General features: G+C 43.7%; 24 protein-coding genes. 13 read left to right on the top strand and 11 right to left on the bottom strand.

Annotation, left to right across the window (positions count from 1 at the left end; all coding sequences use genetic code 11):
• The first annotated feature begins 8 nt into the window (after positions 1 to 8).
• From vsple_RS14390 to vsple_RS14410, 5 genes are all read left to right on the top strand, one after another.
• A complete protein-coding gene (locus vsple_RS14390; protein ID WP_261883608.1) occupies positions 9 to 347 on the top strand; it encodes a YggL 50S ribosome-binding family protein in 339 nt (112 codons plus the stop codon).
• 258 nt (positions 348 to 605) lie between these two features.
• A complete protein-coding gene (locus tag vsple_RS14395) occupies positions 606 to 1,289 on the top strand; it encodes a spondin domain-containing protein (protein ID WP_420833810.1) in 684 nt (227 codons plus the stop codon).
• A gap of 9 nt (positions 1,290 to 1,298) precedes the next feature.
• A complete protein-coding gene (locus vsple_RS14400) occupies positions 1,299 to 1,982 on the top strand; it encodes a spondin domain-containing protein (RefSeq protein WP_261883609.1) in 684 nt (227 codons plus the stop codon).
• Between the two features lie 69 nt (positions 1,983 to 2,051).
• Positions 2,052 to 2,786 carry a response regulator transcription factor gene (locus vsple_RS14405; protein ID WP_261883610.1) on the top strand — a complete coding sequence of 245 codons (735 nt, stop codon included), beginning with the start codon at positions 2,052 to 2,054 and terminating at the stop codon, positions 2,784 to 2,786.
• A gap of 83 nt (positions 2,787 to 2,869) precedes the next feature.
• Entirely contained in the window at positions 2,870 to 4,258 is a 1,389-nt protein-coding gene (locus tag vsple_RS14410) for a sensor histidine kinase (RefSeq protein ID WP_261883611.1), read from the top strand.
• A 31-nt stretch (positions 4,259 to 4,289) separates the two neighbouring features.
• On the opposite strand, the gene vsple_RS14415 is transcribed toward vsple_RS14410, so the two are convergent.
• Both vsple_RS14415 and vsple_RS14420 read right to left on the bottom strand, forming a co-directional pair.
• Positions 4,290 to 4,745, bottom strand: a complete 456-nt coding sequence (locus tag vsple_RS14415; protein ID WP_255231928.1) for an exoribonuclease R — start codon at positions 4,743 to 4,745, stop codon at positions 4,290 to 4,292.
• An 81-nt stretch (positions 4,746 to 4,826) separates the two neighbouring features.
• A complete protein-coding gene (locus vsple_RS14420) occupies positions 4,827 to 5,777 on the bottom strand; it encodes a DMT family transporter (RefSeq protein ID WP_261883612.1) in 951 nt (316 codons plus the stop codon).
• 152 nt (positions 5,778 to 5,929) lie between these two features.
• On the opposite strand from vsple_RS14420, the gene vsple_RS14425 reads away from it, so the two are divergent.
• Positions 5,930 to 6,388, top strand: a complete 459-nt coding sequence (locus vsple_RS14425) for an Lrp/AsnC family transcriptional regulator (protein ID WP_255231926.1) — start codon at positions 5,930 to 5,932, stop codon at positions 6,386 to 6,388.
• A 106-nt stretch (positions 6,389 to 6,494) separates the two neighbouring features.
• On the opposite strand, the gene vsple_RS14430 is transcribed toward vsple_RS14425, so the two are convergent.
• Together vsple_RS14430 and vsple_RS14435 are read right to left on the bottom strand one after the other, a co-directional pair.
• Complete coding sequence (locus vsple_RS14430) at positions 6,495 to 6,737, bottom strand: hypothetical protein (protein ID WP_084181908.1); 243 nt, start codon at positions 6,735 to 6,737, stop codon at positions 6,495 to 6,497.
• A gap of 218 nt (positions 6,738 to 6,955) precedes the next feature.
• The gene (locus vsple_RS14435) at positions 6,956 to 7,513 is read right to left on the bottom strand and encodes a hypothetical protein (protein ID WP_261883613.1); all 558 of its coding nucleotides are present in this window, start codon (positions 7,511 to 7,513) and stop codon (positions 6,956 to 6,958) included.
• A gap of 101 nt (positions 7,514 to 7,614) precedes the next feature.
• On the opposite strand from vsple_RS14435, the gene vsple_RS14440 reads away from it, so the two are divergent.
• From vsple_RS14440 to phaC, 5 genes are all read left to right on the top strand, one after another.
• Positions 7,615 to 8,289 carry a hypothetical protein gene (locus vsple_RS14440; protein WP_261883614.1) on the top strand — a complete coding sequence of 225 codons (675 nt, stop codon included), beginning with the start codon at positions 7,615 to 7,617 and terminating at the stop codon, positions 8,287 to 8,289.
• A 549-nt stretch (positions 8,290 to 8,838) separates the two neighbouring features.
• On the top strand, positions 8,839 to 9,579 hold the full coding sequence (locus tag vsple_RS14445; RefSeq protein WP_255231923.1) for an SDR family oxidoreductase: 741 nt from the start codon (positions 8,839 to 8,841) through the stop codon (positions 9,577 to 9,579).
• A 21-nt stretch (positions 9,580 to 9,600) separates the two neighbouring features.
• Positions 9,601 to 10,812 carry an acetyl-CoA C-acetyltransferase gene (locus vsple_RS14450; RefSeq protein WP_261883615.1) on the top strand — a complete coding sequence of 404 codons (1,212 nt, stop codon included), beginning with the start codon at positions 9,601 to 9,603 and terminating at the stop codon, positions 10,810 to 10,812.
• 104 nt (positions 10,813 to 10,916) lie between these two features.
• Positions 10,917 to 11,261, top strand: a complete 345-nt coding sequence (locus tag vsple_RS14455; RefSeq protein WP_261883616.1) for a phasin family protein — start codon at positions 10,917 to 10,919, stop codon at positions 11,259 to 11,261.
• Between the two features lie 89 nt (positions 11,262 to 11,350).
• Entirely contained in the window at positions 11,351 to 13,132 is a 1,782-nt protein-coding gene (phaC, locus tag vsple_RS14460; protein ID WP_261883617.1) for a class I poly(R)-hydroxyalkanoic acid synthase, read from the top strand.
• Positions 13,133 to 13,234: 102 nt separating this feature from the next.
• Here the strand turns inward: phaC and vsple_RS14465 are convergent, their stop codons facing one another.
• The 6 genes from vsple_RS14465 to napF all read right to left on the bottom strand — a co-directional run bounded on the left by vsple_RS14465 (position 13,235) and on the right by napF (position 17,812).
• The gene (locus tag vsple_RS14465; protein ID WP_255231919.1) at positions 13,235 to 13,372 is read right to left on the bottom strand and encodes a TIGR02808 family protein; all 138 of its coding nucleotides are present in this window, start codon (positions 13,370 to 13,372) and stop codon (positions 13,235 to 13,237) included.
• 11 nt (positions 13,373 to 13,383) lie between these two features.
• Positions 13,384 to 13,962: a NapC/NirT family cytochrome c gene (locus tag vsple_RS14470; RefSeq protein ID WP_150869674.1), complete on the bottom strand. Its 579-nt coding sequence runs from the start codon at positions 13,960 to 13,962 to the stop codon at positions 13,384 to 13,386.
• 25 nt (positions 13,963 to 13,987) lie between these two features.
• Positions 13,988 to 14,443, bottom strand: coding sequence for a nitrate reductase cytochrome c-type subunit (locus vsple_RS14475; protein WP_032552661.1), 456 nt, complete (start codon positions 14,441 to 14,443; stop codon positions 13,988 to 13,990).
• A 75-nt stretch (positions 14,444 to 14,518) separates the two neighbouring features.
• Complete coding sequence (gene napA / locus vsple_RS14480; protein ID WP_261883618.1) at positions 14,519 to 17,008, bottom strand: periplasmic nitrate reductase subunit alpha; 2,490 nt, start codon at positions 17,006 to 17,008, stop codon at positions 14,519 to 14,521.
• A complete protein-coding gene (locus vsple_RS14485; protein ID WP_032552659.1) occupies positions 17,005 to 17,310 on the bottom strand; it encodes a chaperone NapD in 306 nt (101 codons plus the stop codon). The genes napA and vsple_RS14485 overlap by 4 nt, the downstream gene beginning before the upstream one ends.
• 22 nt (positions 17,311 to 17,332) lie before the next feature.
• Positions 17,333 to 17,812 (bottom strand): ferredoxin-type protein NapF, encoded by a 480-nt coding sequence (gene napF / locus vsple_RS14490; RefSeq protein ID WP_261883619.1) that lies wholly within the window; start codon positions 17,810 to 17,812, stop codon positions 17,333 to 17,335.
• Between the two features lie 250 nt (positions 17,813 to 18,062).
• On the opposite strand from napF, the gene narQ reads away from it, so the two are divergent.
• Together narQ and vsple_RS14500 are read left to right on the top strand one after the other, a co-directional pair.
• Positions 18,063 to 19,793 carry a nitrate/nitrite two-component system sensor histidine kinase NarQ gene (gene narQ, locus vsple_RS14495; RefSeq protein ID WP_261883620.1) on the top strand — a complete coding sequence of 577 codons (1,731 nt, stop codon included), beginning with the start codon at positions 18,063 to 18,065 and terminating at the stop codon, positions 19,791 to 19,793.
• The gene (locus vsple_RS14500; RefSeq protein ID WP_255231915.1) at positions 19,780 to 20,412 is read left to right on the top strand and encodes a response regulator; all 633 of its coding nucleotides are present in this window, start codon (positions 19,780 to 19,782) and stop codon (positions 20,410 to 20,412) included. The genes narQ and vsple_RS14500 overlap by 14 nt, the downstream gene beginning before the upstream one ends.
• 130 nt (positions 20,413 to 20,542) lie before the next feature.
• Here the strand turns inward: vsple_RS14500 and dcuC are convergent, their stop codons facing one another.
• Positions 20,543 to 21,910, bottom strand: a complete 1,368-nt coding sequence (gene dcuC / locus vsple_RS14505; RefSeq protein WP_261883621.1) for an anaerobic C4-dicarboxylate transporter DcuC — start codon at positions 21,908 to 21,910, stop codon at positions 20,543 to 20,545.
• Positions 21,911 to 22,050: the final 140 nt, after the last annotated feature.

Raw genomic sequence — 22,050 nt, forward strand, 5'->3', positions numbered from 1 at the left:
AGAATGCTATGAAATTAGATAAAATCGAAAACAAGAACCGTCGTCTACGTAAAAAGCTATACCTAGGTGAGTTCGCTATTTTGGGTTTTGAAGTGAGCTGCACAACATCTATTACTGATTTTGACCAGTATGATGTATTCATCGATGAGTTCATTGATTTTATCGATGGTATCGGTTTGTGTTTTGGTGGCGGTGGCCTTGAGCTATTTGAAGGTTTTGTATGCGCAACGGAACGTTACCGCTCAGTAACAGAAGCAGAACAGTTGCAAGTTGCACAATGGCTGGAAGCTCGTGCAGAAGTGAACAAAGTCGAAGTGAGTGAGCTAGTAGACGCGAACTACTTATAACCTCATATCGCTTTGAACATTAGAAGCAAATCAGATCCATCAAGGCCCAGTGTTCACCCACTGGGCCTTTTTGTTGGGTGTTTGTTCAGACACTGTATCCTGAGTGAGAGAAAACCAAGAAACTTGTGAGACTTTTATGAGAATTGAATGAAGTCGCTGATAGATCTCATTGCCATCCTATTTATCAACGCCTTGGTCGACGACCATTTTTGATAAAGGCATAACTCGCTCAATGAGTGACACTAGGATGGAATCATTATGAACAAGCAAAAAGTTTTCGGACTCACATTTTCGGCACTGGCATTGTCTATGTCGGTTTCAACACTTAACGCGGCCGAGTTGGATATCTCTATTACCAATGCGACGAAGGGTATCTACTTTACACCGATTCTAGTCGCTGCTCATGACTCAAGTTTATTTATGTTTAGAACGGGTGAAACGGCCAGTGCTGAATTGGAAGCTATGGCCGAAGGTGGCGATATTTCAGGTCTATCGAGTGTTATTACCAACGCTGGTGGTGTTGTATCGGAAAACCCAGCTAGCGGTATCCTAAACCCTGGGGCAACAGCGTCATTGACTATCGATACTGGCGATCTGAAGTATCTATCTTTGAGTGCAATGCTTCTACCAACCAATGATGGTTTTGTTGGCCTAGATAGTTGGAAAATTCCAGAGCAAGCCGGTACCTACAAAGTTTCACTTAATGGCTATGATGCTGGCACAGAAGCGAATGATGAACTTGCTGGAAGCATGCCAAACCCTCCATTCATTACATTCGGCAGTGGCGGTACGGGTGTAGAGACAACCGTATCAAATAATAAAGTCCATATTCATCCGGGTAACATTGGTGATGACAACGCAACTGGCGGGATTAGTGATCTCGATAACAGCAGCCATCGTTGGTTAAATCCGGTTGCGACGATCACAATTGAAGTGAAATAGGAGGCAGTTATGAAATTACGTATTTTAGCCATAGCTGCTTCTGTGGGGGTGCTCGCAGGTTGCCCAAGCGATGACAATGATCACTATTATCGCTACAACGTGACGGTAACGAATTTGACGCCAAGTCAACCAATGTCGCCGCTAGCTGTATTAAGCCACAATGGTAACTTTGAGCTGTTTGCTATTGGGTCAAGCGCGTCAACTGAACTCGAATATTTAGCGGAAGGCGGAAGTAACTCTCAGCTAATCGGTCTGATGAACAGTGATAGTAATGTTTACCAAGGTGTGTCGGGTAATGGACTGATTTTGCCGGGTGAGGGTGACACCGTCACATTGACTCTGAACTATAAACAAGCTAAGTATCTTTCATTAGCCTCTATGCTAGTGAATACCAATGACGCGTTTATCGGTGAATCTGGTATCAATATCAAAACCTTGTCTGTCGGTGAGACCTTTACCATGAATATGGATGTGTGGGATTCAGGTACTGAGGCAAACAGCGAAACCGCAGCGACAATACCTGGACCAGCAGGTGGCGGTGAAGGGTTTAATGCAGCTCGTGATGATTCTGATGCCGTCTCATTTCACTCTGGTGTGGTTAGCCAAGATGATGGTTTAACTGTATCGACCTTGAGTGCATCTCATCGTTTCTTAAACCCCGGTGCTCGTCTGTCTATTACTCGAATAGAGTAGATATTATGAAATAATTCTTTCCATGTTCCGGTCGAATAGAAATGGACGCTACTGGAACATGGTTGAATTATGGAATCGACAGCAAACAAAATGACAGCGCAGATACTACTGGTTGAAGATGATAACGATCTCGCCGAATTAGTGACAATGCACTTGCGCTTTCAGGGGCAAGAAGTGTGCAGAGTCGCCAGTATTGGAGAGGCAAAGTCTGCCTATCAAGAAAACGATTTTGATCTAGTCGTGCTTGATCGCGGCCTACCCGATGGAGATGGCGTGGAGTTTTGTCGCTCTGTGAGAAAAGAGAAAGATTGGACGCCAATGCTGATGTTGACCGCTCGTGATAGTGAGATGGACAAAGTCTCAGGGTTAGAAGCCGGCTTAGATGATTATATTACCAAGCCGTTCAGTGTCCTAGAGTTTCAAGCGCGAGTACGCAATGTGCTCCGAAGAATCAGTCACGAAGACCTTCCAGCTCAACCAACCTCTCCGCAACAACATACGATGTCTTTTGGTCCACTGGTTATTGATACTGAGCTTCACCAAGTCGTGTTAGATGGAAGAGAGGTCTCTTTGACGGCTATGGAGTTCTCCTTGTTGTCATTTTTAGCAACCAAGCCTGGGCGTGTGTACAGCAAAGATCAGCTTTTGGACCATGTGTGGAACACTCACCATGCTGGATACCATCACACTGTGTGTAGCACCGTAAATCGTCTGCGCAGTAAGTTAGCTACTCAAGACGGTGAACAAAACTATATTCAGACGGTGTGGGGTGTTGGATATAAGTTTCACTCTAAGCAGCTATAACTAGTTTGGATGGGTTGTAAGTTTGCTTGCTAAGCATTGGTTGAATTATTCAGCAGTTGGATAGGGCAAAGGGAGGTTGAGTTATGAGCTTCAAGTCTCGATTGATGGCATTCACCAGTCTCTGGTTTTTGCTGGCAAGTGTGGCGATTGGTTTTACATATCATTGGCAAAAACAGACGATCGAGCAGAGGACCAAGCAAAGCTTGCACAAAGACTTGGCGCGCCATATGCGTGATGACAACCCTCTTATGGTCGGGACTGATTATAACCCTGTCGCGCTTAAGAGCATTTTCCATACGTTAATGTTGATTGGCCCAGACTTTGAGATCTACTTTCTCGATGCTCAAGGTAAGATCACCACTCATGCGGCTCCTGAAGGCACTGAGATGATGGAGTATGTTGATTTAGAACCCATCCAACGTTTTCTCGCCAACGAAGCCTATCCAATCTTAGGGGAAGACCCTCGTACGCCGACAGACCCTAAAGTGTTCTCCGTTGCAGCTATTCAAGAGCTAGGCTCAACGGTGGGCTATCTATATGTGTTGATTGGTAGTAATCGCCACGCTGTGATTTCCGATGCCCAAGTTGATTCCTCGTATATTGTACTCGCAGCTTTGGTATTGATATCGATTTTAGGTTTTGCGGTCGGCGCTTACATACTGGTAAAACGAAGTTTGCTTAATCCGATTGAGGAAGTCACCGATAAACTGCAGCAGCAAGCTGAGCATGACTTTAGGCTAGAGCCTGATTTCGCTAAGCAGGTGCCTGAATTAGTGCCTGTAGCGAGGTCTTACGAATTGATGGCCAAACATATACAGCAGCAGTTTCTGCACCTTGAATATCAATCCTCACAACGTCGCCAAACATTAATCCAATTAAGTCATGATCTAAAAACACCACTGTCTAGCGTATTGGGTTACTTAGAAACGTGGCAGCTACAGAATCCACAATCTGATCCATTGATTGATGTTGCGTATCGAAACAGCAATAAATTGTTCGAGCAACTTAACTCGCTGCTAGACACAGCAAAACAAGAGAAAGAGCTGCCGACCTATGAATACCGGACGATTGATTTCAATCGTTTACTGACACTGTGTGAGGAAACATTTAAGAATCAGCTCGATGCCAAACATATTAAGCTCAATGTGAGAATCGATAGTGCTGTATCGATCGTCGGGGAACAGAAATTGATCGAGCGATTGATGTTTAATTTGATGGAGAATGCAATTCGTCACGCTCCACACGATGGTGAACTAAGCATTGTTGTCGAGCAAGGTACGCAAGCTAAGCGAACAAGAGTAACCATTCAAAATGAGGTCGACACCCTTGCCGCGAAAGGCTCGCTTGGTATAGGGACTCGCATCGTACAATCTATTCTGATGCTTCATCACAGTGTGCTAGAAACAACAAAGGCAGATAACACCTTTAAACAAAGTTTTTATCTGCCTTCTGCAAACGCTCTTGGGTCTTAGGGAAGAGAGCTAGGCTAACCCAAAGATGATATTATTGTTCACCTTTCTGCTCGTTCACTTTTGCGTAGAAGTGAAGAAGTTCGGTGAGCTCTTTCACCCAACCGAATGCATCTTTCGGTGCATTCTTCAAAATCGATTCTACCTTTTCACAGTGAACCTCAATTGCGATCGCTTCTTCCAAATTGAATGAGATCGAGTAGAAGTGCCAAAGCAGAAGACGGGTCATACGATCAATATTCTGCTGAGCGTTCTCTGATTCGGAAAATGCCAAATTGACTTCACCTAAAGCAATCGCCGTCATTCGTAGCATCGCGTCAAATTTAGCTGACTGCATGCGCTCTTCGCTGGTCACTTCTTCTTGCTCAAAGGTAAATAGCTCATTCATCGCATCTTCTGGTACTAAACGATGGATCATTCTTAGGCTGAACTCTTCAAGCTCATGACGTGGCATGGTGATCAGGCAGTTAAGTGTGTAATCGCGTTGCATGACATTCTCTCTTTAGAAAAAGGTGCGCCAGTGTAAATGAGAAACAGCATGATAAAAAGTGAATTATCACTGTATCTTCTTTTATGCGTGGTGCTTTGGGGGCCTGTAATCAAGTGATGCATCTTTTTTAAGAAAGATATTACTTGCGAGTAGGCTACCACTGCAGATTAATGCTAGAGAGATCCAGCTGCTTACACTGGGCATTTCTTGGAAGATTGGAATAGCCAGTAGTGTAGCGATAACCGGCGTTGAACTACCAAAAGCTGCAGAGCGCTCGGCGCCAAGGGTCTGTACCGCATATAAGTAAGTCGCTGCCGCAATAATTCCAGCTCCCACACCCTGAATCGCACTATGGGTAAGTAATTCGTTGACTGGCCATTGGGTCATCGATTGTTCATATAGGTAGCTAGGAAGCACTCCTACGACGATTAAAGCTATCAATAGGATGCTCGACATCAAACTGATTAAGCCCGCCACCACAAGGGCATTCAGATTCGCAACTCGCGCTGAAATGGTGAATATCGCCCACATCAAACTGGCAAACAGGAATAGCAACTGACCTAAAGTTTCAGAGCCAAGTAATGAGTCACTGCTGTGTTCTGTATGCAGAGATAAGCCAGTATATAAAAAGATAACAATACCGATGATTACAAGCGCGAAGCCGATAATACGATGATGGCTGAGTGGCTGTTTAAAAAAGAACACGGCGATCATGGTTACAAACAGTGGTAACGTCCCCGGTACGAGCGCACTGCCTTGAGCAACAGGCACATACTGCATCGCTGAACTGGTAACCAGTAAGTAGGGTAGTCCGCAACCGATGAACATACCTATTAGGTAGATTTTAGGTACCGATGCTATCGCATGGCGAGCTTTATATACCAGAGGACAAAGAGCGAGTGACGGGATGAGAAATCGCGTCATTGCGATATCTGCAGGAGCTAAAACCGAGTTAGCCCCTCCTTTTAGAGATAAAAAGAAACTAGCCCAAATCATTAAAGTGACGGCAATGGAAGTGTACCCGAGCAACATTGTATTTTCCTATCCTTGGTTGATAGAGACATTATGAAGCACGTAAAAAGGTGAAAGTTGGCAATATTTACTTTGAAATGTTTATTGATTAACTGATATCGTTAATTATTAGTAACTATTTGACGATTTTAACCAATGTGGGAGTCTGTGTGATGGATCGTATCGATAAACACTTGTTAGAACTATTGCAGCGAGATGGTCGCTTAACCATTGCAGAACTGGCGGATCTCGTCGGGTTGTCTCCGTCTCCTTGTGCTAGAAGAATCAAACGCCTAGAGCAGAATGGCATTATTGATAGCTATCGAGTGAGCTTGTCCCGCAGTCATGTTGGTATTGCAATGAGTGTGTTTGTGGAGGTGAGTCTGAGTAATCACCAAGAGAAATCAATCAACGAGTTTGAGCAAGCCATTGTGGAGATGGAAGAGGTGATCAGCTGTCATGTTGTCTCTGGTGCGTATGACTATTTATTGGAAGTGGTTAGTGAAAACCTAAATGCGTACGAGTCGTTTACTCGGAAGTTGCAGCGTTTAGAGAACGTAAAAGATATCCATACCCACTTAGCAATCAGGCAGGTTAAAGGGAATACACCGTTACCTATTTATAAGGCGTAAGTTTGAAGCCAGTTAGTGAAAGGTGTCAGTGATGGAAAAAGTGTGGGCCTAGAAACGAAAAACGGAGCACATAAATGTACTCCGAATCCAAAATCAGTCGCTAATTTTAGTGATATTTGAAATTGGAAATTGAACAATCTCCAGTTTTCGTATCAATTCTGAATGAGAAAGCATGTGAATGGTAATCAACGCCGTCATTCCAAATTGTCTCACCAAATATCTTGCATAGCTCTAGCTCACTTACTGAACCGAACTCTTCCATGTGTTTTACTACTGATAAAAGCTTGGCTCTTATCTCCGCAGTCCATTCCGTGTTACTCAAGCAGTTTAAAGCCATCGATTTTTGCATATTACCTAGCCAATATATTACTTGTTATTAAGTTATATGAATGGCCATCATAGCAATTTTTGAGAGTTTGTAAATGTTTTTTGTGATGAGTGTCCCAGATAAGTTTGGTTTTTGATTGTGTTTTAACCGATGTTGTTGGAGTGGATAAAATTGGCGTTACAAGTTGTTGATAGTGTGATGCTTTATAGGGTTGACTAAATATTCATCACTGGATGTATTTAAAATGGAGCAGCTTGTTTACGTGTGTTGTTTAGTATGTCTGCTTCAGAATGGTACTTTTCAGCCAGTTTTCGGGTCTTATGAATTAGGTTTTCAAAATCGACAACAAGCGATTTGGAGCTGTTGAAATGTAACTGCGCGTTGTGTGATTGCTTTGGTTTATTTTGTTGTTTGCAGGAATCGTACATCGACTGCCAAGACTCTGTTAGCTCTCTTGCTGATACCAGTTCCATTTGTGATAAATGTGCTTGTTTCAATAAAAGACTTGAAGCCTGATAAGCACTAGCCATGTGGTGTTTGAGCCTTTGAGTAAACTTAGGGTTGTCTTTAGCCCACAACTCCACCAACTGATGGGGTGTATATCGTTTTGAGAATAGTAACTGAGAGTCGTACGTGGAAAGAATCTGATTGAACTCAGTTGAGTATTGGTTGTAGTGATGTTCCGTGCGCATTTGAAGGTTGAGTAGACCATTCCAGTTTTGCTTGATGCATTCTGAAGACGCAGGATCGCTTATGAATATAGCAATCGCTGCAATCCCATACGCGAATCTCCTCATATCCACCTCGAAATGTCTAACATATTGAATAGAGTATAGATGAGCATCAGAAAGAGTTGTTGTACACTGAGTTTATCTATGGAGAGTGAGTAACATTTGTCATGAAAAAAGTAATCATAGCGTTGGTGATATCGTGTCTTCTTGGTGGAGGAGGGGCTGCCTATTACTTTTTAGTAATGAAAAAAAACGATGTGACTCCCCCAGAAGAGGAAAAGGTGCCTGTTGAACAGATGTCACAGGAACCGAAAGAAGAGCCTAAGCCAATACTGGACCTATCTGCTCTACCCGAACAAACCGACTACTATGTGTCTGAACGAAAGATAGCGGTTTACGATGAACCTAATGTCGATGCTTTGATCAAAGATTATCTCTATAAGGGGGATCACATCGAAGTACTCGAAAAGGCGAACGGTTGGGGGCGCATCTCTGACTACATTGTTTTGAAGGAGGGCGCCCCAGAAATGGCAGAGTGGATTGAGATGTCTAATTTAAGTGAGAATGAAGTCATCATATCTCCCGATGAGCATGTTGAAATCCTAGATTCTTACTTAGTAAAGTCTGATGACCTAAAAACTTACCGAAAGCCCTTTAGAGTCGCCGTTGATGGTTTGATCGAGAATGGAACCTGTGAGCCGGGAGATTTTGAAGAACTTGGTGGCTGGGTTAAGTCAGTCAAGTACTCGAGTCGTAATGTTTACTTCATTTATTGCGGTGGTTTAAAACTGGAAAACAAAATTTACTTAGACGTTGATTCGGGTGAAATATTTTCATTTTAAAAGAGTAATTTAAATGAAATATATTTGAAACTAATAAAGTCTATTAGATATTAGTTTGGCGTTTAATAACAAAAAGCTCATCAATTATGATGGGCTTTTTGCGTTTTTATATATCTTGTTTTCTCCTCGGTTAATAAGAATTTGCAGTCATAGCTTTATGTTCTAATCAAGGTGGTTAAAGTTAAATTATCAGTAATTGTTTCAGTGAATATAAGAGAGTTCAAACTTTGCACTTGTTTTGCAATGAGTAGGGAGACAACAATAACATTCGAAAATTCAGTCGCTTACATTTAAAGCTGATAAAGTGAACAATAATTAAATGATTATAAATCATTGGCTTACGTGATTTTACAAAGTGATAACATTTCATTGAGGTTGAGATTTAGGTCAAATTCTAACCATTAAATATGAAATTAGTTTAGTTTGTAATAAAAGTTTTTAGTCCAAGCATGTAGGGTTTAATTAAAGCGGTAGTCATGGAATTAATAAGACGCGCTAAGCATTTTTCTTAATAGTATTGTTATTTGCTTGTATCGGATGGAGTTATCAATGAAAAAACTTGCTTTAATTACAGGTTCGAAAGGTGGGATAGGCTCAGCAATTTCTTCTAAGTTGGTCGAACAAGGCTATCGTGTAATTGCGACTTACTTTACTGGTAATCACCAATGCGCAGTAGATTGGTTTAATGAAAAAAAATTCACTGCAGAACAGGTCAGATTGTTTGAGCTTGATGTGACTAATACTGAAGAATGCGCGCAACGCTTAAGCAAGTTATTGGAAGAAGAGGGTACGATTGATGTTCTGGTGAACAATGCCGGTATCACTCGAGACAGCGTTTTTAAGAAAATGGATGCATCGGCTTGGCGTGATGTTATCGAAACAAATTTGAACAGCCTATTCAATGTCACCCAGCCACTTTTTGCTCCTATGTGTGAAAAAGGAAACTGTCGAGTCATCAATATCTCTTCCGTCAATGGATTAAAAGGTCAGTTTGGTCAAACAAACTATTCAGCAGCTAAGGCTGGCATGATTGGATTCTCTAAGGCTCTTGCAGCAGAAGGCGCTCGCAGCGGCGTGACAGTCAATGTGATTGCACCAGGTTACACGGCTACCCCTATGGTCGAGCAGATGAATCCCGAAGTGCTTGAGTCAATTAAAGGACAAATTCCAATGAAGCGCTTGGCGACACCAACTGAAATTGCGGATGCGGTTGGCTTCCTAGCAGGTGAATCGGGTGCGTACATTACAGGCGAGACGTTGTCTGTAAATGGCGGCTTGTACATGAATTAAGGAATTGTTGAGGAATAAATTATGGAAAAGATATTCATTGTTGCCGCAAAACGTACCCCTATTGGTTCATTTACTGGCTCTTTAAAAGAGACATCGGCAGGTGAACTCGCAGGTGTCGCTATCAAAGGGGCTTTAGATGCAGCGCAACTCGATCCGTCCAACGTTGATGAGGTCATTGTGGGTAACGTTATTTCTGCTGGACAAGGAATGGGGGTTGCTCGACAAGCCTCTCTGTTTGCAGGTGTTCCGCAAGAAGTGCCAGCTTACGGCGTAAACATGATTTGTGGTAGCGGCATGAAGGCTGTGATGGACGCGGCAGCACACATTAAAGCGCAAGATGCTGATGTTGTTGTGGCGGCTGGTGTGGAAGTGATGTCTCAAATTCCTTTCGTTGTACCTTCGTCAGTTCGTAATGGCCACAAGATGGGCAACATCTCAATGACTGACCTCTTGATTGGTGACGGTCTAACGGACGCGTTTAAACAGTATCACATGGGTGTGACGGCAGAGAACATCGCAAAGGAACTCAACATTTCTCGCTTAGCACAAGATAACTATGCATTAGAGAGTCAGCAAAAAGCGGTTGCGGCGATTGAGGCGGGAAAATTTGTTGACCAAATCGTTCCGGTAGAGGTGAAACAGCGCCGTCAAACTGTCGTTTTCGATACCGATGAATACCCTAAGTCCGATGCGACCTTCGAAGGTTTACAGAAGCTAAGACCTGCATTCGATCGTGAAGGTAGTGTAACTGCTGGAAACGCTTCAGGCATTAACGATGGCGCAAGCGCAGTCATTGTCGCTTCAGAAAGTGCCGTGAAAAGATTAGGGCTTACGCCACTAGTCGAACTCGAGAGCTATGCTCAATCGGGCTTGGATCCGAAAGTGATGGGGTTAGGGCCAGTTGAGGCAGTAACTAAAGCCTTAGCTAAAGCTGATGCTCAACTGAAAGATATTGAGCTGTTTGAGCTCAATGAAGCGTTTGCTGCTCAAGCACTGGGAGTCATGTATCAGTTAGCTGAAGAGCATGACCTACCGTTAGAGGTATTTAAGCACAAAGTGAATGTAAATGGTGGCGCAATTGCATTAGGGCATCCATTGGGCGCCTCTGGCAACCGCATTATTGTCTCTTTAATTCATGAAATGTTATCGACTGACGCCAAATCAGGCGTGGCTTCGCTGTGTGTTGGCGGTGGCATGGGTACGGCTGTTTTATTGAAAAACGTCAACGAGTAACTTCAGTAGTGGTGGGCGATAAACGGCTTCGCCACTGTTGGTCAACCTCTAGAAATGAACAATACGAATTGTAATTCAATCTATGAAATCTTTAGGAGTTATGTATGTACACGGATATTTTTAAATCAATGACAGACCAAACAGAAAAGCAATTTGAACCTTACTTTAAGTTCAACAAGCTCATTGCTAAGAATGTAGAGGTTATGACTGAGCTGCAAATGAACGCTATGAAGACTTATACAGATATGGGTCTAGCGCAAATGAAAGCGGTAACAGACATCAAAGATGTAAACGGTCTTGCTGCATTTAACAGCCAGCAGCTTGCTGTACTTAGCCAACTGTCACAACAAATGATGAACGATAGCAATAAATTCCAAGCTGCGGCGAAAGAGTTTAAAGAAGATGTGGAATCATTGACGACGGAAAACCTAAACACAACATCTGCCTAAATTAAGTCGCCACTGGCTCATAGGTGTAGTCTTTGTGGATTATACCTGTATGAAGTCAGTGGCGATTTTCCGATCATTGGAGTTAGATTATGTTCCAACACTTCTTTTCGGACTACCTTGTAAAACTTCAGCAGACAAACCAGCAATGGTGGGAGAACTTTGAACAAAGCAAGGAAGCCGCACAATCACCTCTCAATAAAGCGATGCAAGAGATCAATTTCGAAGATGCATCCAAGATTTTTGAGCAAGCCATTAACCAACCTGCAGATATGTTGAAGTTGCAGACACAATGGTGGGAGCAGCAACTACAAATCTGGCAGAATACCGTCTTGATGGGTAACACCAGCACCATAGTTTCTGAAGAGCGTGATGACAAACGTTTTATCGACGACGCATGGAAAAATGATCCCTTCTACAACTTCATTAAGCAGTCTTATTTGCTGTTTAGTAAAAGCTATTTAGAAACAATTGAATCGATGGAAGGCATTGATGAGAAGACAAAAGAGCGTGTTGCTTTCTTCTCGCGCCAGGCGATCAATGCACTTTCACCAACAAACTTCATTGCGACGAACCCTGAGTTAATGAAGATTACCTTAGAGCGCAACGGCGAAAACCTTGTTGATGGCTTAGAACAACTGCGTGCTGATATTGAGTCCAGTGCTGACATTCTCAAAATCCGCATGACCAATAACAATGCCTTTAGGTTAGGGCAAGATGTTGCAAATACCGAAGGGGACGTGGTGTTCAAAAATGAACTGTTTGAGTTGATTCAATATCATCCGAAGACAGAGAAAGTGAATGCGACGCCAATGTTGATTGTTCCGCCGTTTATCAACAAATACTACATTCTTGATCTTCGAGAAAAGAACTCAATGGTTCGCTGGTTGCTAGAGCAAGGGCATAGTGTATTTATGATGTCTTGGCGCAACCCGAGTGAGGCACAGAAAGACGTTGAGTTTGGTGACTATGTGACTGAAGGCGTTGTCAAAGCTGTCGCTGCCATTGAAGACATTACAGGTAGAGAGCAAATCAACGCGGCGGGTTACTGCATTGGTGGCACTGTATTGGCTTCAACGGTCGCTTACTATGCGGCTAAGCGTATGAAGAAACGCATCAAGACAGCGACCTTCTTCACAACATTGTTGGATTTCTCTCAACCGGGCGAGGTGGGTGCCTACATCAATGACACCATTATCAGTGCCATTGAGAAGCAGAACAATATGAAAGGGTTCATGGACGGTCGTTCATTGAGCGTTACGTTCAGTCTACTCAGAGAGAACAGCCTCTACTGGAATTACTACATCGACAACTATTTGAAGGGTAGTAGCCCAATGGAGTTCGACTTGCTCTATTGGAACAGTGATAGTACCAATGTGGCCGCTAAGTGTCATAACTTCCTGCTGAGAGAACTCTACTTAGAGAACAAGCTCGTTCAAGATAAGGGCGTGAAAATCGGTGGCGTTTGGATTGATCTTAATAAGATTAAAATCCCAAGCTACTTTATCTCGACCAAAGATGATCATATTGCGTTGTGGCAGGGCACTTATCGAGGTGCACTCAACACCGGTGGCAACAAAACCTTCGTACTTGGTGAGTCTGGCCATATTGCAGGCATTGTGAATCACCCAAGTAAGAACAAATATGGCTACTGGCTGAATGACAACCTTGATGATTCTGCGCAAGAGTGGCTAGCCAATGCCAAACACAATGAAGGGTCTTGGTGGGTTCACTGGAACAAGTGGTTAAGCGGGTATGAAAGTGATGAGCCGCGAGAGCCGTTTAACCGAGGGTCAGAGTTAAACCCTGTGATTGGAACTGCGCCGGGTGAGTATGTGAAACAAGTATTGCCAATCGTGGATACTGAAAACTAACTCACTTTTCATTGTCTGATTCTGACACACGTAAATAATAAAAAAGCCACTGGAATCAGTGGCTTTATAGTATCAACTAAATAGGCAAAAAGTTGATAGTAATTAGTCGACTTCTTTATCTTTACCGAATGAAAGAATCCAGATAGAGATAGCAGCAACAACTGCGAAGCCTGAAAGAATGATGAATGGCATCGCACCGTAACCAAGGATATGCCAAATTACTGATTCTAAAGTACTCATTGCTTATCCTCTTATTGCCAGCCTTCAACACCGTGCATGTCAGGCAGTTTGTGTGCGATACCTTTGTGGCAATCTACACATGTTTTTTCGCCTGAAGCCAGTGCTGTTGAGTGCTGTTTAGCACTTCGTGAACTCTGTTCTGAGAAGTCCATGAACTCAAATTGGTGACAGTTACGACACTCTAGAGAGTCGTTCTTTTTCAAACGCGCCCATTCACGCTCTGCTAAGTGATGACGACGCTCTTTGAATTTCTCAGGAGTATCAATCGTCTTAGCAATAAAGTGAGCGTATAGCTCTTTTGATGCTTGAACTTTACGAACGATCTTATCAGTCCATTCATGTGGTACGTGACAATCTGAACAGATTGCACGAACACCCGAGCGGTTCGAGTAGTGAATCGTCTCTTGGATCTCTTCAACGATAGGAGCGTGACAGCCAGAACAGAATTCTTCTGTGTTGGTTGCTTCCATCCCTGTGTTAAATGCACCCCAGAAAAGTAGACCACCTGCAAAGCCCATGAACAGTAGAACACCTGCCGCTGCTTTACTTGGCGTCGATAGCCTTTTCCAAAACGTTTTTAATAGTTTCATAAATTCGCCTCTTCTCAGGTACGGATTAGCGAAGAGATTCTACGCGCTGGTATTCATTCTCAATCAATGGTTTTGCATTTGCTTGAGGTACGTGGCACTGAAGACAGAAGTAACGACGAGGCGATACGTCTGCAAGTACAGCATCTTCACGGTTCATGTAGTGAGTCACACTGATCTTAGTTGCACCCATCTCTTTCGCGTTTTTCCAGCTGTGGCATGACAGACATTTGTTCGCGTTAAGAGACACTTCGTAGCTACGAGTTGAGTGTGGAATCAACGGTGGCTGGTAAACGAAGTCGCTTTCTAGTACTTGTTCACGAGGGAACTTTTTAAAATCATCTGCAGGGCGAGTTGATTCTAGCTCGCTAGCACCACGTAGTGATTCTACACCACCGATACCACCTGGGTTTTCAAGCTCAGCTTGAGCAACACCAGCGATCATTGCACCAACAGATAACAGTGTGATGAGTAATTTTTTCATTATTTATTCTCCGCCGAATGGCTAAATTCTTATAGCGGGCTGCACAAAGGCTGCAGCCCTGACATTCTTAACTAATTAAGCGACTTTTGTGATTTTAACTGGGCACTTCTTGAAGTCTGTTTGCTTCGATAGTGGGTCAGTTGCATCTAGAATCAGCTTGTTGATTAGAATGCGCGCATCAAAGAATGGTACGAATACCAAGCCTTGTGGTGGACGGTTACGGCCGCGAGTTTCAACACGAACTCGTACTTCACCGCGCTTGTTAGAAATAAGAACTTCTTCACCACGACGAACGCCACGAGCTTTCGCATCAGCAGGGTGCATGTAACACACCGCATCTGGAACGGCTTTGTAAAGCTCAGGAACACGACGAGTCATAGTACCTGTGTGCCAGTGCTCAAGAACACGACCAGTACATAGCCACATGTCGAACTCTGAATCTGGTGCTTCTGGTGGCGCCTCGTACGGAGCAGAGATGATCAATGCTTTACCATCTGGCTTACCGTAGAAGTCCCAACCTGAGCCTTCTTTCGCATATGGATCTGAGCCTTCTTTGTAACGCCAAAGTGTCTCTTTGCCGTCAACAACAGGCCAACGTAGGCCACGTACAGTGTGGTAAACATCGTATGGTGCTAGATCGTGTCCGTGGTCACGACCAAACGCAGCGTACTCTTCGAAAAGACCTTTCTGGATGTAGAAACCAGCTGCTTTTGCATCATCGTTCAGCTCTTGAGCTTCAGATAGAGGGTACTTGTTTACTTTGCCGTTTTGGAAAAGCATGTCGTACATTGACTTTCCACGCCATTGTGGAGCTAGAGCCAGTTGCTCTTCAGTCCAGATCTCTTCCATCTTGAAGCGTTTAGTGAATTCCATGATTTGCCATAGATCCGACTTCGCGCCTTCAACTGCAGGAACTTGTTGGTACCAAGCTTGTGTACGACGCTCTGCGTTACCGTAAGCACCTTCTTTCTCAACCCACATTGCTGTAGGAAGAATCAGGTCAGCTGCTTGAGCTGTTGCTGTTGGGTATGGGTCAGAACATACAATGAAGTTCTCTGGGTTACGGTAGCCCGGTAGACGTTCGTTGTTGATGTTTGGACCCGCTTGCATGTTGTTGTTACACATTACCCAGTAAGCGTTTAGCTTGCCGTCGTTAAGCATACGGTCTTGAAGAACCGCGTGGTAACCTGGTTTTGGTGGGATAACGCCAGTAGGGATGTCCCAAATTTTCTCTGCGTACTCACGGTGCTTAGGATTCATTACCACCATGTCTGCTGGTAGACGGTGTGCAAATGTACCTACTTCACGAGCAGTACCACATGCAGATGGTTGACCTGTTAGTGAGAATGGGCTGTTACCAGGAGTTGCGATCTTACCAACCAATAGGTGGATGTTGTACACAAGGCTGTTCATCCATACACCACGAGTATGTTGGTTCATACCCATAGTCCATAGAGACATGACTTTCGTGTTTGGATCCGCGTATTGCTTCGCTAGTTCGATTAGTTTCTCTGGTTCAACACCAGAAATTTCAGATGCTTTTTCTACTGTGTAAGGTGCAACAGACTTCTTGTACTCCTCGAAAGAGATAGATGTCATTTTGCCAGAGTTTGGATTCGCTGCAGCTTGTTGTAGTGGATCTTCATCACGTAGACCGTAACCGATATCAGTGTCCGCTTGCTTGAAGTTCGTGTGCTTGTTCACGAAGTCCCAGTTCACTGCATCGTTTTCGATGATGTAGTTAGCGATGAAGTTTGCAATCGCAAGGTCAGATTGTGGCTTAAAGATATAACCTTGGTCTGCTAATTCAAATGAACGGTGATAGTAAGTAGACAGTACGTTTACTTTTACATGTGGGTGACTTAAGCGACGGTCAGTAATACGAGTCCACAGGATAGGGTGCATCTCTGCCATGTTCGACCCCCACAGAACAAAAGAGTCTGCGTGCTCGAAGTCATCGTAACAACCCATTGGTTCATCGATACCGAAAGTACGCATGAAACCAACTACAGCCGAAGCCATACAGTGACGAGCGTTTGGATCGATGTTGTTAGAACGGAAACCTGCTTTCATCATTTTAGCGGCAGCGTAACCTTCCATTACAGTCCATTGACCAGAACCGAACATACCAACAGATGTTGGACCTTTCTTAGCTAGTGCTTCTTTCCACTTTTCAGCCATTACGTCGAAAGCTTGGTCCCAAGAAACTGGCGCAAAATCACCATCTTTATGGAATTTGCCATCTTTCATACGAAGTAGCGGCGTATCTAGACGATCCTTACCGTACATGATTTTTGAAAGGAAGTAGCCTTTGATACAGTTAAGGCCTTTGTTTACTGGTGCTTCCGGGTCGCCTTGAGTTGCAACCACTTTACCATTTTGAGTACCTACCAGTACTGAACAACCCGTACCACAAAAACGACAAGGCGCTTTATCCCACGTGATTTTTGTTTCATCTGAGCTGGCGATCAGGTTAGCTGCTGTTGCTGGTAGAGTTACACCCGCAACGGCTGCCGCTGATGCAGCCGCGTTTGCTTTCACAAACGCACGTCTTGTCATTTTCATACTTCACCCTCGATTTGAGAATTATTGCTTCCAGTGTCTAATTCTGATTCGTCTAGGTCTGTTTCGACTTGGTGGTAAACCAAAGCGGTTCCTAGAACGTTTTGTATATTGTTAATTGCTTCTATCGTGTCGGTGACAAAACCTTGGTTTTCTGTTTCCAGCACGACGATGATCTTGCCTTCAGGGCTATCACCATAAATCTCGGCATTATCGAACTTCTCGATTTCTGCTTTGATCTCGGAGAGGTGCTCTGGGCTCACATGCACGACTAAACTTGAAATATGTACTTCGTTTAGCGACATAAACTGCTCTCGTTATTTTTATTTATGCATTACTCACAAGGATAGCTGAAGTCGGGCAAACTGCTACGCAAGCACCACATCCGCTACACTCATCTAAATCGATTTTCGGTAGGGCCACACCACCGGCTCTGAGTTGAAACTGTATCGCCATTGGCTCACACATATCACCGCAGCTGCGGCACTCAACATTGTTTTGGGCTAAGCATTTGTCTGAGATAGACGCTTTAGCTTGCCAAGGTGTTTCTTGTTCACTTTTAAAAATAGGTTCAGGACAAACATCGGCACATTGGTAACAAAAGGTGCATTCATCAATTGAGAAATCGACAGTAGGGAATCCTCCGTCGCCCAACACAATGATGCTCGTTTCGCATTTATCGATGCACTTTCCACAGCGAGTACAGTCATCAGTAAAATTGTTTAACTCTTTGATCCAAGGTAATCGGATAAGGCTCGAATCTACTTTTTTACGAGAAAACAGACGCCGTTTTGATAAATCTAGCACATGCTCACCTTAAATGTTGCTAAGATGTTGTAATTGTAGACTGTTTGTTCGTTAACATCTTGTCATTTATCCTCACATGCAGTGTAGTTTTAGAAATATTTGCATAAATACCCCCTAAGGGCTAAATGGGGTTGTATATTGTCTTAGATCAATAAATTACGTGGTGATAGGTCACATATTGGTTGGAGCTATGAATATCGATATGTGACAATATTTCCGTTAAGCTCCTTCGAACGATTGGGATTTTCTTTTGCTTATTAAACCTGTTTCATCTCTCACGAGTACCATCGCCAAGTCGCTTCTTTTTATCTTGCTTTTATCGGTTGCGACGACAGGATTTGCAATTTTCACTTTGGCTTCGAGTCTTAATGACGCAGAGGCGGTCAACGTTGCGGGCTCAATGCGAATGCAAAGCTACCGTTTAGCTCATGATATTCAAATCCAATCAACGAATTACGAAGAGCATATGCGAGAGTTCGAAGAATCTCTCTACTCAGAGTCGATGTCTAGCCTGGTCGGTTGGAACGTACCTACGCATATCACAGAAGACTACTATTTGATCATTGGTCGATGGCATGAATTGAAGCAGGTGCTGAATAGTTCAGACAGGCAATATTACTTAGTTCTTGTTGAGAACTTTGTGTCTGAAATTGATGGCTTTGTGTTTAAGCTTCAAGAATTTTCTGAAAACAAGCTCATCAAATTGGCCTGGGCTGGTGGTATCGGACTGGGTGGGATTCTAGTCATATCTCTTTTTGTTGTTCATTTTGTTCGTAAACAAGTTGTTAAACCACTGCATGCCTTAGTCGCGGCGAGCCATCGAATAAAAAACAGTGACTTTGAAGTCCACCTGGAAGTCACAAATAACAATGAGCTTGGGATTTTAACCAAGACCTTCAACTCGATGACGCGAGATTTAGGTGCACTTTATCGCAACTTAGAGGATGTTGTTGATGCAAAAACCAAAGAGCTACAGAGTGCGAACCAATCTCTTCAGGCACTGTATCATTCGTCTCAGGAGTTGGGTGTTACACGCGTCTCGCCAGAGAATTTTCGAGCTATTCTCCAGCACCTTGTGGGATTGAAAGATATTGAGTCATTGAGACTGGAGATCTTAGATACCTCTGGTCGCTCTTTTGTTCTTGATGAAGGTTACGACGAGAATTCGCACTACGAAAAATTTGAAATGAAGCTGGATGACAGTGAAATCACACTAGGTTATTTGTATTGTTGCTACCATCATGGGCACTCAACAAAAGCGCTAATTGATAACTTTATTCGCCTACTTTCACGTGCGGTATACTATAACATTGCACAAAAACAGGCAGAGCAACTGATTATCATGGAAGAGCGTGCGACGATTGCACGTGAGCTTCATGACTCGCTAGCTCAGTCACTGTCTTATTTAAAAATTCAAGTTACTCTCTTAAAGCGAGTGATAGGAAAGCTCCCAGAGCACAAACACAGAGAGCAATCAGAACAAATTGCTCTAGAGTTGGGGAATGGGCTCGCTGATGCTTATACTCAATTGCGAGAATTGTTGACAACCTTTAGGTTATCAATCAAAGAGGGTAATTTCGGAGATGCTTTGAGCACTATGCTTGAGCAGCTCAGTGAAAGAACCGATGGCACGATTAATCTAACTAACAATCTGTCATCGATTGAACTTGACGCACATAGCCAAGTTCACCTGCTTCAATTGATCCGTGAAGCAACTGTAAATGCAATAAAACACGCCAATGCCGATTTGATCGATGTATGTTGTAACGATGAAAATGGCGAAGTATTAGTCGTGATAAAGGATAACGGAGATGGTTTTGACCATAGTACTGCTAAGTTAAACCACTATGGCATGAGTATAATGCAGGAGCGCGCGGCAAGGCTGAATGGCGAATTAACGATTGAAACAGCGAAGGGTAAGGGCTGTACAGTCATTCTAAAGTATAAGAGTTTGAAGGAAGTTAATCTTGACGATTTGTAAAGTAATGTTGGTCGACGACCACCCGTTGATGCGCCGTGGTATCAGTCAGTTACTCAGCTTTGAAGATGAGTTTGAAGTCGTCGGCGAAGCAAGCAACGGCACAGATGCAGTCGCAATGGCTCATGAGGAAGATCCAGACCTGATCTTGTTGGATCTCAATATGAAAGGCATGTCTGGGCTGGATACATTGAAAGCACTGCGTACTGACGGTTCTAGTGCGAACATCGTGATTCTAACTGTCTCTGACAGCCCCGCAGACATTGAGGCTATCGTTAAAGCAGGCGCTGATGGCTACCTTCTTAAAGATACTGAGCCGGATGAGCTGATTGAGCTTTTGAAAAAGGCGCACAGTGGAGACAAAGCGTACAGCAGTGTAGTAGCCAGTTACTTAAGCGACGCTGCAAGCCGCGAAGATATTTTTGACCAGCTGACGGAACGTGAAATGCAGATTCTGCAAGAGGTTGCCAAGGGCTACCGAAACAAACAAATTGCCGACCAGCTGTTTATCTCTGAATCGACCGTTAAGGTGCATATGAAGAGCTTGCTCAAGAAGTTGCAAGTAGCTTCTAGAACTGCCGCAACCGTTCTTTACTTAGAGCGATACGGAGAGATGAAGTAGCTTCATCTTTATTTGGTTAAGCGCTTCTTCTCCTATTTCGAAGAGCACAAATAAACACGCCAAACTCAATGAGTTTGGCGTTTCTTTTGGTTATAACGTTTCTGTCGGTGATATTTGAGTAAGAGGAGCGTTATGCCGTCATTGGAACTAACACTAAAGTACCGAAGATAACCGTAATCAGGCCACAGATAACAGGTACAGAGGTACGTTTTACCACCTCAAATGGACTGATTTTACCCATACCTGAGGTAGCGACAACTACACCAGACACTGGAGAAATTGTACGGCCTAGGTTAGACGCCTGAAGCATTGGAATGATAAGGAATGCAGGGTTTAGTCCCATTTTCGCAGCCAATGAAGGTGCAAGTTCAACGAACGCGTAGAAAGGTGCATTACCCGAGCCTGTTGCGATTGCTGCTGCTACCGTTAAACCTGTTAGGATAAGCATTAGAGCGATACCACCGGCACCAGCAGCTTCCGCTAAGCCAATTAAGTTGTCGATTGCGCCAATAGACATCAGACCTTGTGCGAACACACCAGCCGCAACCAGCAGCATCACTACGCCTTTAAACGCCTCGGCCATACCTTGGTAACAAGAATCTAGGTCTTCCAGTGTTTTTTCACCATCGAACTTCTTGACGACGTAATCGACAAGCGCGCCTACAAAAATAGAGCCAACAACGATAGTGTAGATATCAAGTTGCAAGCCAGGAATGGTGCGGCCATTGAATAAGAAAACACCGGCAATCGGCAAGAAAGGTAGAGCAGCATAGAAAGCGGGTGCATTTGCTTCAATCTCTGATACATCGATCTTTTCCATCGGCGTGTTTTCTTTCTGGTCTAGGTATTTGTTCCAGAAAAAAGCGGCTGCAGCCATCACGATGATTGCGCAGATAGAAACAGGAAGCACAGTTTGAACTGCAAATACATCCAGTGATAACCCTGACTTTTCCGCAGCAATAACTACGTCACCTGATGTTGGGGAAAGAATGATTGCAGCCGGTGAAGCACATACCGCGACAGCAGCAGGGCGTGAGATACCCATAGCTGTCATCATTGGGAATAGGGTTGCCATCAATAGAACGCCTAGACCTGTTGCTGAGCTAACAGCAAGGGACATTAGACATGCCACGATATATGCGGCCACTAGTAGCACGTAAGGTGATTTGATAACAGACAGTGGCTTTGAGAACTGTTTAACAACGACATTGTTTGCGCCAATGTGCGTCATGTACGAAGCGAAACCACATAGCAGCATGATCTGCATACCTAGGCCGCCACCACGGTACTGCAGCATGTATTTTACAAATTCAAGTGCATCAGTAACCATGTTACCCGTAGATGTCACTTTCGCAGGTAGAACCGTATGGCCAATCACACCTGTGATAAGAAGTAATGCGATACCAGCGGTCAGGAGTACCCCAGCTGCTTTGTAGCCTTTAACAATAAAATAGCCAACGGCAATAGTCACCACAAATCCAATTAAGAGTTCTAACATAGAAATCTCCATCAAGTTTAAAAAATATAAGAAACTGTTTCAGAATGTGTCATTGAATGTACAGAAAACTGTTCTGTGGCACGAGGTCAAGTTGAAGTTCGCATGATCTAAAACAAACAATTTTTTTGATGTTAATTTTG

The organism is Vibrio pelagius, from assembly GCF_024347575.1.
GTDB classification, from domain to species: Bacteria; Pseudomonadota; Gammaproteobacteria; order Enterobacterales; family Vibrionaceae; genus Vibrio; species Vibrio pelagius.

Excerpts from the sequence above, each read along its gene's own strand:
- vsple_RS14465 (WP_255231919.1), bottom strand. The coding sequence starts at position 13,372 with ATGAGTACTTTAGAATCAGTAATTTGGCATATCCTTGGTTACGGTGCG.
- vsple_RS14425 (WP_255231926.1), top strand. The coding sequence starts at position 5,930 with ATGGATCGTATCGATAAACACTTGTTAGAACTATTGCAGCGAGATGGT.
- phaC (WP_261883617.1), top strand. The coding sequence starts at position 11,351 with ATGTTCCAACACTTCTTTTCGGACTACCTTGTAAAACTTCAGCAGACA.
- vsple_RS14470 (WP_150869674.1), bottom strand. The coding sequence starts at position 13,962 with ATGAAACTATTAAAAACGTTTTGGAAAAGGCTATCGACGCCAAGTAAA.
- vsple_RS14430 (WP_084181908.1), bottom strand. The coding sequence starts at position 6,737 with ATGCAAAAATCGATGGCTTTAAACTGCTTGAGTAACACGGAATGGACT.
- vsple_RS14415 (WP_255231928.1), bottom strand. The coding sequence starts at position 4,745 with ATGCAACGCGATTACACACTTAACTGCCTGATCACCATGCCACGTCAT.
- vsple_RS14450 (WP_261883615.1), top strand. The coding sequence starts at position 9,601 with ATGGAAAAGATATTCATTGTTGCCGCAAAACGTACCCCTATTGGTTCA.
- vsple_RS14395 (WP_420833810.1), top strand. The coding sequence starts at position 606 with ATGAACAAGCAAAAAGTTTTCGGACTCACATTTTCGGCACTGGCATTG.
- vsple_RS14455 (WP_261883616.1), top strand. The coding sequence starts at position 10,917 with ATGTACACGGATATTTTTAAATCAATGACAGACCAAACAGAAAAGCAA.
- dcuC (WP_261883621.1), bottom strand. The coding sequence starts at position 21,910 with ATGTTAGAACTCTTAATTGGATTTGTGGTGACTATTGCCGTTGGCTAT.
- vsple_RS14405 (WP_261883610.1), top strand. The coding sequence starts at position 2,052 with ATGGAATCGACAGCAAACAAAATGACAGCGCAGATACTACTGGTTGAA.
- vsple_RS14440 (WP_261883614.1), top strand. The coding sequence starts at position 7,615 with ATGAAAAAAGTAATCATAGCGTTGGTGATATCGTGTCTTCTTGGTGGA.
- vsple_RS14390 (WP_261883608.1), top strand. The coding sequence starts at position 9 with ATGAAATTAGATAAAATCGAAAACAAGAACCGTCGTCTACGTAAAAAG.
- vsple_RS14410 (WP_261883611.1), top strand. The coding sequence starts at position 2,870 with ATGAGCTTCAAGTCTCGATTGATGGCATTCACCAGTCTCTGGTTTTTG.
- napA (WP_261883618.1), bottom strand. The coding sequence starts at position 17,008 with ATGAAAATGACAAGACGTGCGTTTGTGAAAGCAAACGCGGCTGCATCA.
- vsple_RS14420 (WP_261883612.1), bottom strand. The coding sequence starts at position 5,777 with ATGTTGCTCGGGTACACTTCCATTGCCGTCACTTTAATGATTTGGGCT.
- vsple_RS14475 (WP_032552661.1), bottom strand. The coding sequence starts at position 14,443 with ATGAAAAAATTACTCATCACACTGTTATCTGTTGGTGCAATGATCGCT.
- vsple_RS14445 (WP_255231923.1), top strand. The coding sequence starts at position 8,839 with ATGAAAAAACTTGCTTTAATTACAGGTTCGAAAGGTGGGATAGGCTCA.
- vsple_RS14400 (WP_261883609.1), top strand. The coding sequence starts at position 1,299 with ATGAAATTACGTATTTTAGCCATAGCTGCTTCTGTGGGGGTGCTCGCA.
- vsple_RS14485 (WP_032552659.1), bottom strand. The coding sequence starts at position 17,310 with ATGTCGCTAAACGAAGTACATATTTCAAGTTTAGTCGTGCATGTGAGC.
- vsple_RS14435 (WP_261883613.1), bottom strand. The coding sequence starts at position 7,513 with ATGAGGAGATTCGCGTATGGGATTGCAGCGATTGCTATATTCATAAGC.